A 17,184-nucleotide genomic window follows, 5' to 3' on the forward strand; every position below is an offset into this window, starting at 1 on the left:
ATAACGAACTAAAAGCACACGATTTATGAAAGTTTTAGTATTGAATTGCGGATCGTCTTCGATAAAGTATAAATTATTCGATACCGATACAAAAGAAGTATTGGCGCAAGGTGGCGTTGAAAAGATCGGATTGCCCGGATCTTTTTTGAAATTGACTTTGCCGAATGGAGAAAAGGTTGTTCTCGAAAAGGACATCCCGGAACACACAGTCGGTATAGATTTTATTCTGAGCACCCTCACCAGTGATAAATATGGTTGTATAAGCTCTTTGGAGGAAATAGAGGCTGTAGGTCATCGTGTCGTACATGGTGGTGAGAAGTTCAATCAGTCGGTATTGATTACTCAAGAGGTAAAAGATATGATTGTTGCCTGTATCGATATCGCACCTTTACATAACCCGGCCAATTTGAAAGGGATTGATGCTGTAGAAGCGATTCTTCCTCAGGTTCCCCAAGTTGCTGTATTCGATACGGCTTTCCATCAGACTATGCCTAAATACGCATATATGTATGGTATACCCTATGAATTGTACGAAAAATATGCGATACGACGTTATGGTTTCCATGGTACGAGTCATCGGTATGTTTCGCGCCGTGCTTGCGAATTTTTGGGTGTACCTTATGAGTCTCAAAAAATTATAACTTGTCATATCGGAAACGGTGGTTCCATTACAGCCGTAAAAGATGGTAAATCGGTTGATACTTCTATGGGGTTGACTCCGGTCGAAGGCCTGATGATGGGCACTCGTTCGGGTGATATAGATGCGGGGGCGCTTTCTTATATTATGGAAAAGGAGAACCTGGATGCTGCCGGCCTTTCTAATTTGGTGAATAAAAAAAGCGGTGTACTGGGGGTGTCTGGCGTTTCGTCCGATATGCGTGAGATAGAGGCTGCTGTGGCTAACGGCCACGAGAGGGCTATTTTAGCTTTGAATATGTATGATTATCGTATCCGTAAGTACATAGGGGCATATGCCGCCGCTATGGGAGGTGTGGATATAATCGTATTTACCGGCGGAGTCGGTGAGAACCAGACGAAGACTCGAGAAGTCGCTTGCCAGGGACTCGAATTTATGGGTATTAAAATAGATACGATATTAAATGCAAAAATACGAGGTACCGAGACTATAATCAGTACCCCCGATTCGAGAGTCAAAGTTGTCGTTATTCCTACCGACGAGGAATACATGATTGCTTCGGATACTCAGGAAATTCTTTCGAAATGTTAATAATAAAAACTGCTGGTGAGAAATGAATCACCGTATAGGTTCTATTCTAAGGAAAGAAATTACGCCCTGATACAATTCTGTATCAGGGCGTAGTTCTTTTATGAAGTGTTGTTATAGAGACTTTTATATTTTTGAATTAACCGGATTGTGTATTTACAGGAGGTTTATTATTTTATTCATAATATTTTTCTGAGTTTAAATAACCAGGCACAAGCAGCTGATACAATCAGTGAAATTGATAGGATAATGGCTATTGCATGAGGATTATCTTGTAAAGCATTAGGTACATTCATTCCATAAAAACTGGCTATTAGAGTGGGTATCATCATGATGATCGAGATGAGCGTGAGTTGCTTCATAATATTATTCATATTATTTCCGATAACCGAGGCATAAGCATCCATCATGCCCGAGAGAATATCACTATGTACGTTAGCCGTTTCCAAAGCCTGTTTCATTTCAATTTCGACATCTTCAAGAAGGTCTGAATCGATGCCGGCCCTTCCTTTTATACGTGTAAGTAAGATGGCATTTCCTTTGAGTGCCGTAATGAAATAAACGAAACATTTTTCGATTTTCAATAATGATTGCAGTTCTCTGTTTTTTATGGATTTTTCCAGCTCTTTTTCACAAGATCGTATACAGTTATTCAGTTGTTTCAGGTATTTGAGATACCAGACGGCTGAAGAAAGCAGGAGTTTGAGCACCAGGTCGAATTTATTACTGAATCCGATACCTTTGTGGTTGTTGTATGAGATAAAATCGGCAATCATTTCGGTCTTATAATAACAAAGGGTCGTTATGACATCATCTTTGAAAATTATTCCTAAAGGTATGGTATAAAAAGGTGTATCTTCGTTATTATTCCGTATGGGTATACGTATTATAATCAGTTGCCAGTCATTCTCATATTCTATGCGAGGGCGTTCGTCTACATCTTCGATATCATGAATAAATGAATGGGGTATTTTAAGTTCTTCGGTAAGGTATCTGATGTCTTCTTGAGTTGGTATTTCAACATTTATCCAGCAGTTAGCTACTTGTTTCTCAACAGAGGTGAGACCATTGGTCCCAATAATAAAATTTCTCATTTTCGTTCCTCCCATAATTTTCCGGGCGGAACTCTCTCATGAATTCCTGCCGGAGTTAATAATCGTATGAATGATGATCGTCCATCTTTAAATTTTTATTTTTGCGTTGCAAATTTAAGAAAGTATATCTATCTGGGAGATTTCTATTAAAGAAAAAATAATTAATTTTATTTTTTTGGCTTTTACAAATTTTCAAACTGACATAAAATCATATTCTCACCATCGAAGACAGCATAAGAGTAATGATGTATCCAATCGCCCAGAATAAGAATTCGGCTGGTACGACTCAACATAAGATCGAGCATGATATGACGGTGTCCGAAGATAAAGAAATTTATGCTACTGTCTTTCGATAGGTATTGTTTCGCAAAATTTACGAGATATTCGTCATTTTCTCCGTTATACTCGTGATCGTCGGAAGCTGTAAGGCGACTGTGTGATGACCATCGATGGGCGAAAGATACTGTCCATCTGGGATGTATAGCAGAAAATAATTTTTGACAAATCCGGTTGTGAAAAATCGAGCGTATCAAGCGGAAAGACCGCGATGTTTCTCCCAATCCGTCGCCATGAGCAAGAAAAAACTGTTTCCCTTCGATGATGACGATTTTGGGTGTTTTATGTACGATGACCCCGAGTTCGGAAGGTAGATAATCGAATATCCAGATATCATGATTGCCGATAAACCAGTGAATCTCGATTCCACGATCGGTAAGCTCGGCTATTTTCCCGAAGAAACGGGTAAATCCTCTGGGAACGACGGTTTTATATTCATACCAGTAATCGAGGATATCTCCCATGAGATATATTGCACGAGCGTTTTCTTTAATCGAATCGAGAAATCGTACGACTCTCTTTTCGTTTTCCCGAGGATTTTTGAAAGTACGGGCTCCCAAATGCAGATCCGAAATGAAATAAATATTTTTCATGTGGGAAAAGTTTTAGAGAAATCCGAGTTCCAGTTTTGCTTCTTCACTCATCATATCTTTGTCCCATTGGGGTTCGAAAACAAGTTTTATATCGACGTTTTTTACTTCATCTATACTTTCGACCTTCATCCTTACATCTTCTATGATAAAATCGGCAGCGGGGCAATTGGGTGCAGTAAGAGTCATGTCTATCGTAACATTTTTTTCTTCATCGACATTTACATTATAGATAAGCCCCAAATCGTAAACGTTTACGGGTATTTCGGGATCGTAAACGGTGCGAAGCATTTTTACTATTTTTTCTTCTATTGTCAATTCGGTTGTTTCCATAAAAGTATATTTTCTAAACGAAGATACTTTTTTTATTGGAAAAAGATAGAAGAGAGTATCGAAAAAGTATAACCGTGAAGTAAAATTCATTCCGGTATTTTACTTCACGGTTATATTCTTGCAGTTTTAAAATTTCAGTAATTGTAAATCTTAAATTAATTTGCAGATTCGGTTATTCCTTTCCACTGGTCGGTCCTAAACGGAACGGCGGGAAGCCCTTCTGTATCGAAAAGGTTGATATCGGGGTTATTTCCCCAACCGTATCGAACAGCAACAGGATCGATGACATCATCACTCCAGACAATTACTTTTCCGTTTTTAAGGGTTGCTTTTGCCCAAACGAATTTTTGATCTTTACCTGCGATGGCAAAGCCTTCGATGTATCCGTATTTATTTTTTATCACGAGTTGCGAATCTTGAGTATCGAAGGTAACGATTATTTTATTCCCTTTTTTCTCCATCGAAGAAAAAGTCGGGCCTGTATAATGGATATCTGTTTTTCCGTAATCTTTATTTAAAGCGATCAGGGCTAAACGTCTCCCTACTTCCTGTTTATTTTTAGGATGTATATCACCGGCTTCGCCTATATCTATTATAACGGCTTGTCCGGTATGGGGAGTTGAGAGAGTCATGGATTGAGCTTCGCGTACTTCCGCCCATTGGCTTTCGGAAGGTTCTATGTCTTTAGCCATGAAGTTAGCGAGTTGAACCCAATAGAAGGGAAAGTCATATCCCCATTTTTTACGCCAGTTTTGTATGAGGCTCGGGAATAAAGTCCGGTAGGCATGAGCATTGTCGGCATTCGATTCACCCTGATACCAGATAACCCCTTTTATCGGGAAACCGATAAAAGGATTTATCATTGCATTATACAGTATTGAAGGCATAGAATTGGGGCCGATGCTGGCTTTATAAAATTCTTTATTAGTGAGGGCGGTTCTATACTTCCATGTCCCTGCGAGGGATACTTTTTCGTTATCTCCCGTTTTAATATACAATTGTTGTGGCTCGCTTGTAAATCCGCCATAACTTGTTTCATCGGTAATTCTGACGGTTATATTGTTTTTCCCCGGTTTAAGTACTTCTGCCGGAATGGTATAAATACGATCGGTATTGCATCCGTTAGTCTGTCCTATTTCGGTCGAATTTACCCATGTAACGTCATTATCGTCTATTTTCCCGAGTGAAAGCCGTGCCTGTTTGCCGGCCATATCCTTTGGTAAAATAATATCGTAACTGAACCAAACGACACCGTCGGTACCGGCAAGAGGCGTATTACTCCATTCACCCGGAATCTGCATTTCATCCCAAGCAGAGGTCGCGGTATTATTGTTATACCATTTTTCGGTAAGACCTTTGTCTGCGAGGACCGAATTCTGGTATTCTTTAATTCCTCCTTTTCCCGCTTTGTTAAAATCCATAACGTCTTTAATCTGTTGGGAATCGAAATCCCTTTTTTTATTTTCCGGCACTTGAGCATAAGCATCGGAGCTTATCCAGGTTTCAATGATCGTACCTCCCCAGGAAGAATTTATAACTCCTAAAGGAATGCCGGTTTCACGGTAAATATCCCGGGCAAAAAAATAGGCTACGGCCGAGAAATTACCTGCGGTTTCGGGAGAACATGGTTCCCATTTTGCATTTATGTTGTTCATGGGAACAATTTCCATTTTCTGTGGAACATTATATAATCGAATATTGGGATAGTCGGCACTCTTTATTTCTTCTTTTCCATTCAGGGCAAAACTTACGGGCCATTCCATATTCGATTGGCCACTGCATAACCATATGTCGCCGATCATGATATTCTGTAAAGTAATCGTATTTTTTTTACCTTTTATTTCCAAGGTGAACGGACCTCCGTGAGACATTGCCGGAAGGGTTACCTGCCATTCGCCTTTTGAATTCGCTCGTGTTTTGTATTTTTCTCCTTTAAACGTAATTTCAACCGGTTCTTTTTTATCGGCTGTTCCCCATATCTTAACTGGAGAGTTGCGTTGCATAACCATATTATTGCTGAAAATGCCGGGTAGCTTTATTTGGGCATTAATTAAGGGTGATATGGCAAATGTTAATAAGAAAATTAAGACTGTGAGTTTTATTTTCATGGTATTAGTAATGGATTAGATTGATTTTTTATTCAGATGAATTCAGAAAGCTAAATTAATAATTTATTTTTTTACTGAAAACCGGAGGACGGATATTTTTGTTATTTTATTGAGTCGGTAGTCAGGGAAAATTTATCTACAGACAAAGAATGCGAGTCGTTAAGTATTAAAGAACGGGCTTGGGTGGACATTAAAGTAGAGATTTGTGTTATTTATTTTTAAATGATATATTTGCGTAGATATTATTAACCAAAATAACATCGGAATATAAAAAATATTCCATTGATAAAAGAAAGAATTATGAAAAAACTGACTTCATTTATTATTGTTGCATTATGCCTGCTGATGGCAGTTCCTGCGCAATCTCAGCTAAGATTCGGTGTAAGACTGGGTGCGAATGTTTCTGATATGTCTTTCAATAAAGATGTTTTTAAATCGTCTAACATAGGCAGTTTTACCGGAGGTCTTATGGCCGAATTTATGTTGCCGGTATTTAACCTGGGTATCGACGGTGCGGTTATGTATACCCGTAAAGGAGCTAAATTTATAGCGACTGGAGATAATGCTGGAAATATCGGTAATGCGCTTGAAGCGGATGCTATACAGAGTACAAAGAAACTCGATTATATCGAAATTCCTGTAAATTTGAAATATAAGATCGGATTACCCATAATAAAACCCTATATTTTTGCCGGTCCGAGTTTCTCGTTTTTGGTAGGAAATAAATTGAGTGTCAATCGCCTTGTGGGAGATGAAAATATCGCTAAAGAACTCGATAATGCGCTTTCGAACCGCAAATTCGATGTGGCTATTAATTTGGGTGCAGGTCTTGAGCTTTTCAGCAAGATACAGGTACAGGCACAATATGGCTGGGGATTGAATAATGCGATAAAAATTAAAGAAGAAAATTTTAAGGTAACGGCAAAAAATCGGTATTGGACGATTACGGCAGCTTATCTATTCTGATCTGAAACCTTTATAGTATAAGATAATACGTGGTATATCCCTTTATAAACAGATATACCACGTTCTTTTTGTATATTTGTATTCTAAATTTCGATATATGTCTCGATTTGCCGATGTCATACTTCCTCTTCCTTTGCGCAAGTATTATACTTATCGTATTCCCGAAGATATGGAAACCCGTTTGCAGGCAGGAAGCCGGGTAATCGTACCTTTCGGAAGAAAAAAATATTATACGGCGATTGTAGCGTTTGTGCATCCGTATCCGCCGGCAGATTATGAGACGAAGGAGATTCTCACTTTGTTAGACGATACGCCGGTTTTACGTCGTCCTCAATTGAAATTCTGGGAGTGGATCGCGGAATATTATTTATGCGCTATCGGTGATGTATATAAAGCTGCATTGCCCTCCGGGCTTAAATTAGAAAGTGAAACGGTTGTAAGCCCTAATCCCGATTATATCGAGGATGAAGACAATCGATTGAAAGAACGGGAACGGATACTGCTCGATGGATTGTCTAATTATGAAAAAATATCGGTACAGGATCTTGAAAAGGAAACCGGTCTTCGAAATATATTACCGGTAATTCGTTCTTTGCTCGATAAAGAAGCAATTTATGTCTCGGAAAAGCTGAAAGACGGCTATCGTCCACGAACCGAGAATTTTGTCAAATTATCTTTCGGTCGGGAAAGAAAGGAAGAATTAAAAGAAATTTTCGAAAAGCTTTCTGCTGCCAAAAAACAGCTGAAATTATTGATGGCATACCTTGATATGTCTGGATTTATAAGACCGGGAGAATTAAAAGAAGTGCCCCGAAAAGCTTTATTGAAAAGAGCCGAAGTTTCACCGGCTGTTCTTTCGGCATTGCAGGATAAAGGAATCTTTGTTTCGTATACCCGTGAGGTAAGTCGTTTTACGTTTTCCGATCCTGTTCTGGGTTCATATCCGCTAAACGAAGCACAACGGCAAGCGTTTAATGCCATAATCACTTCATTTTCGGAAAAAGACGTTACTTTGTTGCATGGTGTTACTTCGAGCGGAAAAACAGAAATTTATATACATCTTATCGAGGAAGTCGTAAAAAAAGGAAGACAAGTTTTGTATTTGGTTCCCGAAATCGCTTTAACGACACAATTAACGAGCCGGTTGCAACGGGTATTCGGGAATGCTTTAGCAATATACCATTCTAAATTTTCGGATAACGAACGAGTGGAGATATGGAATAATCTTTTGCGGGATAAAGGTGTAAAAGTGATTTTAGGAGTGCGTTCCTCGGTATTTTTACCCTTTAAGGATTTAGGTTTGGTAATTGTAGATGAAGAGCATGAAAATACTTATAAGCAGCAGGATCCTTCTCCTCGATACCATGCTCGTAATGCGGCGATCGTGTTGGCTTCTATGCATGGTGCGAAAACTCTTTTAGGTACAGCGACACCTTCTATCGAAACATACTATAATGCCCGTCAGGGAAAATACGGGTTGGTAGAGTTGAAAATACGGTATGAAGAAAAAGATTTGCCTGAGATACAGGTTGCCGATACGCAGGAATTACGACGTAAGAAGCAAATGCCCGGTAATTTTTCCCCTTTATTATTGAAAACTGCTTCGGATGCGCTGAGACAAGGAGAACAGGTAATTTTGTTTCAGAACAGAAGAGGTTTTGCACCGATGGTCGAGTGTAAGTTGTGCGCTTGGGTGCCTAAATGTAAAAATTGCGATGTAAGCATGACTTATCATAAACGGTATCATCAGCTTACTTGCCATTATTGCGGGTATACCTACGAATTACCCCGTCAGTGTCCTGCCTGCGGTCATACTTCGATCGAAGTAAGAGGATTCGGGACAGAGCGCATAGAAGAAGATGTTGAGCAATGTTTTCCGGAATATAAGGTGGCCAGAATGGATCTGGATACGACTCGTACCCGAAAAGCTTATGAACAGATAATTGAGGATTTCGAACAGAAAAAGACTCAAATACTTATTGGCACTCAAATGGTAACGAAGGGGTTGGATTTCGATAATGTGAGTGTTGTCGGAATATTGAGTGCCGATACGATGATGAATTTTCCGGATTTTAGAGCTCACGAGCGCGCTTTTCAGTTGATGGCTCAGGTAGCTGGTCGTTCTGGCAGAAAGGGCCGAAAAGGAACGGTAATTTTGCAAACGGCTCAACCCGATCATCCGTTGATAAAGCAGGTATTGAATCATGATTATGAGGGAATGTATTTTACACAGATTGCTGAAAGGGAACAATTTTCTTATCCTCCTTTTTTCAGATTGGTATATATTTATCTGAAACATCGGGATGAAAATTTGCTTGATTCGCTTTCCCGTGCTTATGCCGACCGGTTGAGAAAGCTTTTCGGAAATCGGATATTAGGCCCTGATAATCCTCCAGTCGCCCGTATACAAACTTTATATATTCGCAAAATTGTTCTTAAAATTGAGACACGGGCATCTATGGCGAAAGTAAGAGAATATTTGCTGCTTGCTCAGGATGAAATGCTACATGATGAACGATTCAGGTCGTTGATTTTATATTACGATGTAGATCCGATGTAGATAAAATCTTTTATGATAATCGGATATAAAAATACCCCCTTATACAACAAAATGTATTGAGGGGGTATGTATTTTTAGGCTCTATTAATCTTAGAGAGCATTGATTTCTTTTAATACGCTGTTAGTTTTGTGTACAGCGGTTGCACTTTTTGCAAAAGCGGCTTTTTCTTCTTCATTAAGTTTGAAATCGACGATCTTTTCCCAACCGGTACGTCCTAAAATTACGGGAACTCCGATACAAATGTCCGATTCGCCGTATTCTCCTTCGAGGTAAACGCTACAAGGAACTAGTTTTTTCTGATCGTGAATGATCGATTCTACTACATACGCGGCGGCGGCTCCTGGAGCATACCATGCAGAAGTTCCCAATAAGCCGGTAAGAGTAGCACCGCCAACCATCGTATCGGCAGCGACTTTATTTAAAGTTTCGGTATCGAGTAACTGAGAAGCGGGTATACCTTTATAAGTTGCGAAGCGAGTAAGAGGTATCATGGTAGTATCTCCGTGACCACCGATTACAACGCCTTCTACTTCGTTGGGATTTGCATCGAGAGCCATACTCAGGTAGCATTTGAAACGCGAGCTGTCGAGTGCGCCACCCATTCCGATGATACGGTTTTTGGGTAAGTTAGTCGCTTTTTTAATCAAGTAGGTCATTGTATCCATCGGGTTGCTGACACAAATGATAATGGCGTTGGGGGAATGAGCCAGTACATTTTCTGCAACCGATTTTACGATACCGGCATTTACGCCGATGAGTTCTTCACGAGTCATACCGGGTTTACGGGGAATTCCAGAAGTGATTACGACAACATCCGATCCGGCTGTTTTTGCATAATCGTTAGTAACACCTATTACTTTCGAGTCGAAACCCAGTAATGCGGCTGTCTGCATCATATCCAGTGCTTTACCTTCCGATACGCCTTGTTTTATATCTAATAAAACGATTTCATCGGCAACTTCTTTAAAAGCCATTACATTGGCGCACGTAGCTCCTACGTTACCTGCACCTACGACTGTTACTTTTGACATAATTTGTATTTTTAATTATTGTTGTACAGAACTTTTTTAACTGTCGCAAAGGTACGATTTATTCTAATTGCAGAAAAATTTCCGTATTAAAATTTAGATAAATATTTGCTTCTCTCTTTAACAATCCATAAATGTTTTTTAAATTATAATTTCTTTTTTTATCCACCGGTGTTAATAACTTTAAGTGTCAGATATATAAATGGTTATCTGAATTTTTGAAAAAGAATATCAACAGGCATTGTTTATAAACAGCCCTCTTTTAGTTGATAACTGTTTGTTTATGCTTGTTTCAGTCGCATTTTAGTTTCTTTATGTGATGAAAAGCGGTGTATTGAGTATAGTTTTGTATCGTAATATGTGATAACTGAAGTTTTCAACACATGTTGAAAACTGTAACCTGCAGATTGTTAATTAAATGTTATAACGAATAACTGATTTTAAACAAACGGAAGGTAATGATGATTTTTGGGAACCGCACTATTTAAAATAAACAGTAGGTAAAAGATTGCGGAAAGTTTGAACCGATTGGAATATACAAATAATAAAGAACCGGTTGAAAAATTTTTTCAACCGGTTCTTTATTAAATCGTTACTTCTTCGATTATTTAATTACTGAAGCTACTTTTTCTTCTATTTGGGCGCCTCTTAAATTCCGGGCGACGATTTTCCCGTCGGGTCCGAAAAGAATGATATGAGGAATACCGTTGATTCCGTATAAATCTTTGCCGCTATTTCCGGCATTGACAATCTGAGGCCAGTTCATTTTCATCTCTTTAATTCCATTTTTGCTGTCTTCGGGTTTTTCCCATACGGCTACACTGACTACTTCGAGGCCTTTTTTACCGTATTTTTTATAAACTTCTGCGATATTGGGTATTTCTCTCCGGCACGGACCGCACCACGATGCCCAGAAATCGACCAATGTATATTTCCCTTTTCCTACGTAGTCGGATAAAGAAGATTTCTCGCCTTTTAGATTTTCAGCGGTAAAGTCTACAAACATTTTACCCTCGGCTGTATTTTCAAGTATCTTGTTATTTTCGATAATTTCTACCAGCGGCGGAAATTGTTTTATAATATCGCCTGAAGCGGAATATAACGAATCTATTTTTTCAGTTTCAAGAGCTCCTGCCCATTGTAGCAAAACGAACGCCCCTAAAGCGTCGTTATTATGTTTTTCAAAAACAGGTTTCGAAATATCGGCAAATTTTTTCCCCATTTCTTCCTTCAACAGAGTTTCCTGTTTCGATTTTTCAGCCTTGTCATCGATTTTTTTTATTTCAGCATATGCGTTTTTAATGTATGCATGGATGCTGTCTATTTTTTGAATATATTGCGAAAACTCATTATTTAACGGAGTCCCGGAAGGAGAGGTTGGCTGTTTTAAGTTTATCGATATTTTTCCGTTCTCGAGGATAAGATTTCCAAAAGCGTTTCCGGTTTCGATCGCATATAATGCTGCAGTATCGATACTTCCGGTAAATGTGAATTTACCATTTGTAACTATCGTACTGTCGGTTACCGATTCGTCGTTGATACGGATTAAGTATACTTTTTCTCCATTGTTGAGAGAATCTCCTGTTTGCCCTTCTATCGTGTAAGAAGTAGGTTGAGTGGTACATGCAGCAAATAATGTTGCCGCAAGTGCAAAAGATGAAATGTGTATTTTTTTCATACCGTGAATAAATTAATCTGATTTTTGTTATTTTTTTTCGAGTAATACTACTGCGTATGCTGAGATTCCTTCTTCCCGTCCGGTAAAACCGAGTTTTTCGGTAGTGGTGGCTTTAATAGAAATGTCTTCTTCCTGAATATGCATCACTTCTGCCAGTTTTTCTTTCATAGCCGGTATGTGTGGATTTAGTTTGGGCTGTTCGGCGCATACGGTGATATCGGCATTTCCGATTTCATAACCTTCTTTACGAATAAGATCAACTGTTTTCAGCAGGAGTATTTTACTATCTATGTTTTTGAATTGAGCTGCTGTATCGGGGAAATGAAAACCTATGTCGCGTAGGTTTGCAGCACCTAATAAAGCATCGCATAATGCATGTATAAGTACGTCTGCGTCGGAGTGTCCGGCTAATCCTGTAGAATGTTCGATACGTATTCCGCCCAGCCATAATTCTCTTTCCGGCACTAAACGGTGTACATCGAATCCAAATCCTACTTTAATTTTCATGCTTATTGTTTCGTGGTTTATCTTTTGCGGCGTCCCACTAAGTCCTTAATACCGTCCATATCGAACGATAAGGTGAACCGTAATGTCTGGTCGAGAGGGCTGGTTTGTGCCGTAGCGATCACATAAGCTGCGTCGAGACGAAAGACATTTAGGGCAAAACCTGCACCAAAGGTAAAATATTTACGGTTTCCTTTGTATTTATTTTCATTAAAATATCCGGCGCGGAGGAAAAATTGTTGATTATAGGAATATTCTGCTCCGATAGAAAAATTAATCTCGCGTAATTCTTCTTTGAAGCCACCGGGGGCGTCTGAAAATGATTTAAATATACCTGTAATGGGCGACATGTTTCTGAACCGTTCTTTGGCTGCTTCATAAGCATCCCTGTCGTTGTTATAGTCGGAAAGACGGGGTTGAGTAGGCACCAGTAATTTATTTAGGTCGAAGTTTAATGATAGGGTGTTATAGTCGGCGAGCGGAAAGAGAAAAGAAGTTCCCAAACGCAGGTTGGTAGGTAAAAAAGCACTGTTATTGCCTCCGTCGTACGAAACTTTCGAACCTATATTCGAGATATTGAATCCCCAAGACCACTGGCACTCGCTACGTCCTATGATCGGGTAGAATGTTTGATAACCCGCAATGTCGGCAGCAAAAGCGGCCGCTCCTTTTGAGTCGGATGTTACACCGTCGGAATAATTATATCCCAGGTCGGAATAAATAAAGCGGAACGTAACCCCCATAGAGAACGATTCCGATAATTTACGGGAATAACCCAAGTCGACTGCCATTTCATAAGGATTGATCGAATTCTGAATATTTCCACCGGCATCGGTAATAGGGATAGATCCAAGTGAGAAATATCGCAAAGAGGCGCTTAAAGCTTGTATATCCTGACTTCCGAATTTCCAGTATCCGGCCATATAAGCCAGGTTAATATCGTTAACCAGTTTTCGTAACCAGGGAGTATATGATAGCGATACACCAGCACGGCTGTAAGCGAATGCATATTTTGCGGGGTTCCAAAATTGTGAATTTACATCGGGATCGGTTGCGACACCAAGGTCTCCCATCGAACCGCCTCGGGCATCAGGAGCTATCCCCAAAGATGTTACGCCGGTATTAATGGGATTAAACATGTCGTTTACTGTTTCATTTTTTTGGGCCTGTATCGAGAAAACGGCCGCACACAAGAAACATGCAATACAAAACAGTATTTTAAAATCTTTCATATTGTTATAGCAGATAGTCCCTAATCGGGTAGAGTTAATAATTCCAGTAACTAATTAAACTATTTTTGACCGGCTTTATTGTCCGAGAACGACTATTTTTTTTGATTTGGTAGCTTCTTTTTCCGTATCGGTAGAAATTACTGCACGGTATATGTAAATGCCGGGCGGAACCCTTCGGCCACTGAGGTCGGTAAGATCCCATTCTATTATCGGTGCGGTCCAAAGATCGGATCGTCCTTTATCAGAGTACCACCAGATTTTTCTTCCCATCAGATCACAAATCGTAATTGAAAGTTCTATATTGGCATTCGGCCGATCGGTCGTGATATAGAATCGGGCGATGTCGCGAACGGGATTCTGTTGTGTTTTCAAATCGAAAATTCTGGGTTTCAAACCCGGTTTTACCGTAAATGAAATTTCTTCTTCATTGGAGTTTCCCTCTATGTCCCATACTTTAAACAGAAGAGTATGGTCGCCTGCGGTAAGTTCAGGCATTTGATAAATTACGCTTCCTTTTCCGTATACTTCTGTAGAAGGTTTGAAGTAATTGTTCAGGATGTACTCGGAATCTTCCCGGTTATCTATTTTCAGTGTCATGTTGTGTCCTATTCCTATTCCCGATATATTTATACCCGATGGATCTTTTACTTCGGCAAAAAATACGGGTGTCTCATTAACAATACCTCCGTCTTTTATACCTTCGGTATTCAGATACATATTGATGATTTCCGGGCCTTCGAAATCTTCTTCAGCCGAATCGTCATATTCTCCGATACGGAATGCATTACAAGAACCCTGTGCTTCTCGTCCGTCGGAGGAATTGCTGTAAAGATTCAATAATCCCGGTTCCATTGAATAATTTATTTCCCGGGGCATTTTAAATGTAAATAAGAATTCGCCGTTTTTAATAGAATCGTTTCCTGTGAATAACAGGTTACTACGTTCTTTAAAAGTGAAAGGGGTTCCGCCGTCAGCATTTCCATGAGTAATGATTTCTACTTCCGAATCGAATAGTCGGGGACTGATGATTCCGTTATAATCTGAAAGTTTATTCCCTGTCGAATAATTTCTCACTTCTCCTTTTATAGTAACAGTCGAACGTGCCTTTAGTAGTATCTCGTCTTGTGAGTTTTCGGTAAGAGGCTGTCCGTTTATTTCGGTAACTACGAGTTTGTATTCTGGATAAGTCAGTTTCAAGGCCGGATCACCTAATAATACAAAGTTTAATTTGTTTCGGTCTCTATTTTTAAACATGCATTTCGCCTCTTTCATTATATCGCCCAGGCGAAATCTCGAACCGTCGTTTCGGTGTCTGAACAAGTTGGCTGCCATATATTTATTTATCGTATCGTTACCATTGGTATAAACTACCCGGGTTGTGGTAAACAGAGCAATGCCCCCTCCTTTGGGATTTAAAAAAATTTCTTCACCTCCAGTGGTTGCTTTGTCATCGAATCTGCTGAAATCGCAGGTTGCCGTAATAAATAAAGGAAGTCGTTTCAGGTAAAGCGATTTTATATCCGACATTTCGAGCATTTTTTCTGCGGTCCAACTGGTCGTGTTTCCGTGCCCCGAATAATTTATGAGCAGTAATCCGTCGTTCAGCATATCCATCATTTTCTTTTTCGCGTCGGGATAAGTAGCTCCGTTACTGCTTACTACCCTTTGGTATGCATCGATGTATATCTTATTGCAAAGAAATTCAGGATTGTCGGTTACTATTTCTTTTATTGCATTTTCGGCGAGTTCCATGTGTGCACCATTGTTTCCGTCGTCGGCGACGAAACAAAGGTCGTTTTTCCATGTTCCGTAATCGGTATTGGTTGCGTATGAGATTACTTTATCTACTGCATTTGCCGCTTCAGTCAAAGTACGTACAGGAAAACGTCCTATTCCGAGATCAAGTTTATCGGCAGCAACGTCCCGGCCTTCGGAGTCATCGAGAAATCCGAAATAATCGTCGGTGACATAAGATTGCCTTTCATCGAGGCTATTTTCCGATTGGTAAGTCAGCAGAAACGGATAATTGTAACTTTGCCATTCTTCTGTAATGTGACGGTTATCGTAAGAGCCGTCGCCGAAAAGTAATAAGTACAGCGGTTTCAATGAATCGTTGTCTCCGGCGCGGTCGTAAAACATTTTCATAAACCGGCGTATCGCCGTTGCGTCGGGTGTTCCCGATGAAAATTCGTTATATATAGGTTGGGGGGTAACGACTAATACCGACAGGTTGTCGTGTTGCCGATGAAACTCGGCGAGTCGTTCGGCTTCGTTTTTGAATTCGTTCGGCACGAGAATGACGAGGTCTGCACGTTCGAGACCATGCAGATTCTGGTTTGCAACTTTTCCGACAAACTCCGGGGAAGGATAGGTTCCGGAGGTCCTGAATGCGATATAATCGCGTGTTTCAGGTTGTGTTGTGCAAAAGTTGTAGTAATTTCCTGTTTTTTCACATTCGATAGAAATGGGAGTATGTGGAGTCGTCACATCCCAGATTTTTACATCGTCTGCGTTTCCTGTATTTACCGAAAAGCGTTGTTTTGTATTAAAAATGTTCGTTTTATGGAAAAGAACGCTATTACCGTATAGTTTCAATTCGCGTTGAAAGTTTAAAAGTATGTAATCGAGCCGGGCCATTTTGGCGTTCGATCCTGTAAATGTCACGGTTATATTATCGGGACTGTTTGGGTTGCTTTTAAATTTGGATGTTAAAGAAACAGCAACTCCGTTTTCGTAGGTTATATCAGAGTTCGACGTTTGTCCTCTGATCGATTTTTCGGAAAGTTTTACGCCGTTGTGGTCGATACTGACAATACTGCTGTTATTTGATTTTGCAACAAAAACGGCAGTTATATCTACATCGGTATCTGGTACGATGCCCGGTATATCGAATGTGAAAGTTTGGCGTGCATTGTATTTGAAATCTTCTCCGTAAAAATTCCGCCCCGATTTGCTGATGTTTATCAGTTCTTTTTTATGTAAAGCGTAATCGATATAGCTCGTTATGGTTGAAAGTGAGGCATCGTCGTTTGCCGGCTGTGTTTCTATCGGGATTTCGGGAGAATCATTTTGGGTAAGAAAATAATATCCGGCTGTCGAATAGGGGTTTTTAGTAAAAGTAAAGCCTTTTGATCCGAAAGTCCATTTTTCGGTTCCTTGAGCATAAAATAGGATCCGATTATTTTCTCTGTATACCGGAATTTCGGGGAGGTCGTCGATATAAGGCTTCGTAAAATCTTCAGGCAATATCGCTCCGCCATAACCATATATTTTTACTTTTTCGGGTTGCGAGAACCCCCAATTCTGCAGATCGGTGTATGATATCTGATAGATTCCGCTTTCAGAAATCTTTACTTTTATCCATGTTCCGCTATTGAGAACCGATTCATTGGTATAACGATCGCTATTGTCGGCTTTCCCTGTCGGAGAATAAAACAAAAATACCCATAAGCACATTATAAATTTGAGTACCGTTTTAGCAGTACGCAAATCGAAATAAATACCGGAAAAAGATAAGTAGGGCATCTTG

At 39.8% G+C, this 17,184-nt stretch carries 12 protein-coding genes; 3 read left to right on the plus strand and 9 right to left on the minus strand.

Translation table 11 applies throughout. The annotated features are described in order from the left end of the window. Positions 1 to 25 precede the first annotated feature (25 nt). Complete coding sequence (locus tag NMU02_RS01525; RefSeq protein ID WP_255025353.1) at positions 26 to 1,228, plus strand: acetate kinase; 1,203 nt, start codon at positions 26 to 28, stop codon at positions 1,226 to 1,228. A gap of 176 nt (positions 1,229 to 1,404) precedes the next feature. Here NMU02_RS01525 and NMU02_RS01530 read toward each other — a convergent pair whose 3' ends face one another. The 4 genes from NMU02_RS01530 to NMU02_RS01545 form a co-directional block, all read right to left on the minus strand. Further along, positions 1,405 to 2,319, minus strand: coding sequence for a magnesium transporter CorA family protein (locus NMU02_RS01530; RefSeq protein WP_435522002.1), 915 nt, complete (start codon positions 2,317 to 2,319; stop codon positions 1,405 to 1,407). Between the two features lie 182 nt (positions 2,320 to 2,501). After that, on the minus strand, positions 2,502 to 3,248 hold the full coding sequence (locus NMU02_RS01535; protein ID WP_255025355.1) for a UDP-2,3-diacylglucosamine diphosphatase: 747 nt from the start codon (positions 3,246 to 3,248) through the stop codon (positions 2,502 to 2,504). Positions 3,249 to 3,260: 12 nt separating this feature from the next. Then, positions 3,261 to 3,578, minus strand: coding sequence for a metal-sulfur cluster assembly factor (locus NMU02_RS01540; protein WP_255025356.1), 318 nt, complete (start codon positions 3,576 to 3,578; stop codon positions 3,261 to 3,263). Between the two features lie 155 nt (positions 3,579 to 3,733). After that, positions 3,734 to 5,686, minus strand: coding sequence for a sialate O-acetylesterase (locus NMU02_RS01545; RefSeq protein WP_255025357.1), 1,953 nt, complete (start codon positions 5,684 to 5,686; stop codon positions 3,734 to 3,736). A 300-nt stretch (positions 5,687 to 5,986) separates the two neighbouring features. Between NMU02_RS01545 and NMU02_RS01550 the strand changes: the two genes are divergently transcribed. Continuing rightward, the gene (locus tag NMU02_RS01550; RefSeq protein WP_255025358.1) at positions 5,987 to 6,652 is read left to right on the plus strand and encodes a porin family protein; all 666 of its coding nucleotides are present in this window, start codon (positions 5,987 to 5,989) and stop codon (positions 6,650 to 6,652) included. Between the two features lie 97 nt (positions 6,653 to 6,749). Next, positions 6,750 to 9,212: a replication restart helicase PriA gene (priA, locus tag NMU02_RS01555; RefSeq protein ID WP_255025359.1), complete on the plus strand. Its 2,463-nt coding sequence runs from the start codon at positions 6,750 to 6,752 to the stop codon at positions 9,210 to 9,212. A gap of 90 nt (positions 9,213 to 9,302) precedes the next feature. Here the strand turns inward: priA and mdh are convergent, their stop codons facing one another. The 5 genes from mdh to porU all read right to left on the minus strand — a co-directional run bounded on the left by mdh (position 9,303) and on the right by porU (position 17,180). Beyond that, a complete protein-coding gene (gene mdh / locus NMU02_RS01560; protein WP_255025360.1) occupies positions 9,303 to 10,244 on the minus strand; it encodes a malate dehydrogenase in 942 nt (313 codons plus the stop codon). Between the two features lie 601 nt (positions 10,245 to 10,845). Continuing rightward, entirely contained in the window at positions 10,846 to 11,919 is a 1,074-nt protein-coding gene (locus NMU02_RS01565; RefSeq protein ID WP_255025361.1) for a TlpA disulfide reductase family protein, read from the minus strand. 27 nt (positions 11,920 to 11,946) lie between these two features. After that, positions 11,947 to 12,426: a 2-C-methyl-D-erythritol 2,4-cyclodiphosphate synthase gene (ispF, locus tag NMU02_RS01570; protein WP_255025362.1), complete on the minus strand. Its 480-nt coding sequence runs from the start codon at positions 12,424 to 12,426 to the stop codon at positions 11,947 to 11,949. A gap of 17 nt (positions 12,427 to 12,443) precedes the next feature. After that, on the minus strand, positions 12,444 to 13,655 hold the full coding sequence (gene porV, locus NMU02_RS01575) for a type IX secretion system outer membrane channel protein PorV (protein WP_255025363.1): 1,212 nt from the start codon (positions 13,653 to 13,655) through the stop codon (positions 12,444 to 12,446). Positions 13,656 to 13,730: 75 nt separating this feature from the next. Further along, positions 13,731 to 17,180, minus strand: coding sequence for a type IX secretion system sortase PorU (gene porU / locus NMU02_RS01580; protein ID WP_255025364.1), 3,450 nt, complete (start codon positions 17,178 to 17,180; stop codon positions 13,731 to 13,733). Positions 17,181 to 17,184 lie beyond the last annotated feature (4 nt).

Origin of the sequence: Coprobacter tertius, from assembly GCF_024330105.1 — a bacterium.
Lineage (GTDB): Bacteria > Bacteroidota > Bacteroidia > Bacteroidales > Coprobacteraceae > Coprobacter > Coprobacter tertius.

Excerpts from the sequence above, each read along its gene's own strand:
- NMU02_RS01525 (WP_255025353.1), top strand. The coding sequence starts at position 26 with ATGAAAGTTTTAGTATTGAATTGCGGATCGTCTTCGATAAAGTATAAA.
- NMU02_RS01530 (WP_435522002.1), bottom strand. The coding sequence starts at position 2,319 with ATGAGAAATTTTATTATTGGGACCAATGGTCTCACCTCTGTTGAGAAA.
- NMU02_RS01535 (WP_255025355.1), bottom strand. The coding sequence starts at position 3,248 with ATGAAAAATATTTATTTCATTTCGGATCTGCATTTGGGAGCCCGTACT.
- NMU02_RS01540 (WP_255025356.1), bottom strand. The coding sequence starts at position 3,578 with ATGGAAACAACCGAATTGACAATAGAAGAAAAAATAGTAAAAATGCTT.
- NMU02_RS01545 (WP_255025357.1), bottom strand. The coding sequence starts at position 5,686 with ATGAAAATAAAACTCACAGTCTTAATTTTCTTATTAACATTTGCCATA.
- NMU02_RS01550 (WP_255025358.1), top strand. The coding sequence starts at position 5,987 with ATGAAAAAACTGACTTCATTTATTATTGTTGCATTATGCCTGCTGATG.
- priA (WP_255025359.1), top strand. The coding sequence starts at position 6,750 with ATGTCTCGATTTGCCGATGTCATACTTCCTCTTCCTTTGCGCAAGTAT.
- mdh (WP_255025360.1), bottom strand. The coding sequence starts at position 10,244 with ATGTCAAAAGTAACAGTCGTAGGTGCAGGTAACGTAGGAGCTACGTGC.
- NMU02_RS01565 (WP_255025361.1), bottom strand. The coding sequence starts at position 11,919 with ATGAAAAAAATACACATTTCATCTTTTGCACTTGCGGCAACATTATTT.
- ispF (WP_255025362.1), bottom strand. The coding sequence starts at position 12,426 with ATGAAAATTAAAGTAGGATTTGGATTCGATGTACACCGTTTAGTGCCG.
- porV (WP_255025363.1), bottom strand. The coding sequence starts at position 13,655 with ATGAAAGATTTTAAAATACTGTTTTGTATTGCATGTTTCTTGTGTGCG.
- porU (WP_255025364.1), bottom strand. The coding sequence starts at position 17,180 with ATGCCCTACTTATCTTTTTCCGGTATTTATTTCGATTTGCGTACTGCT.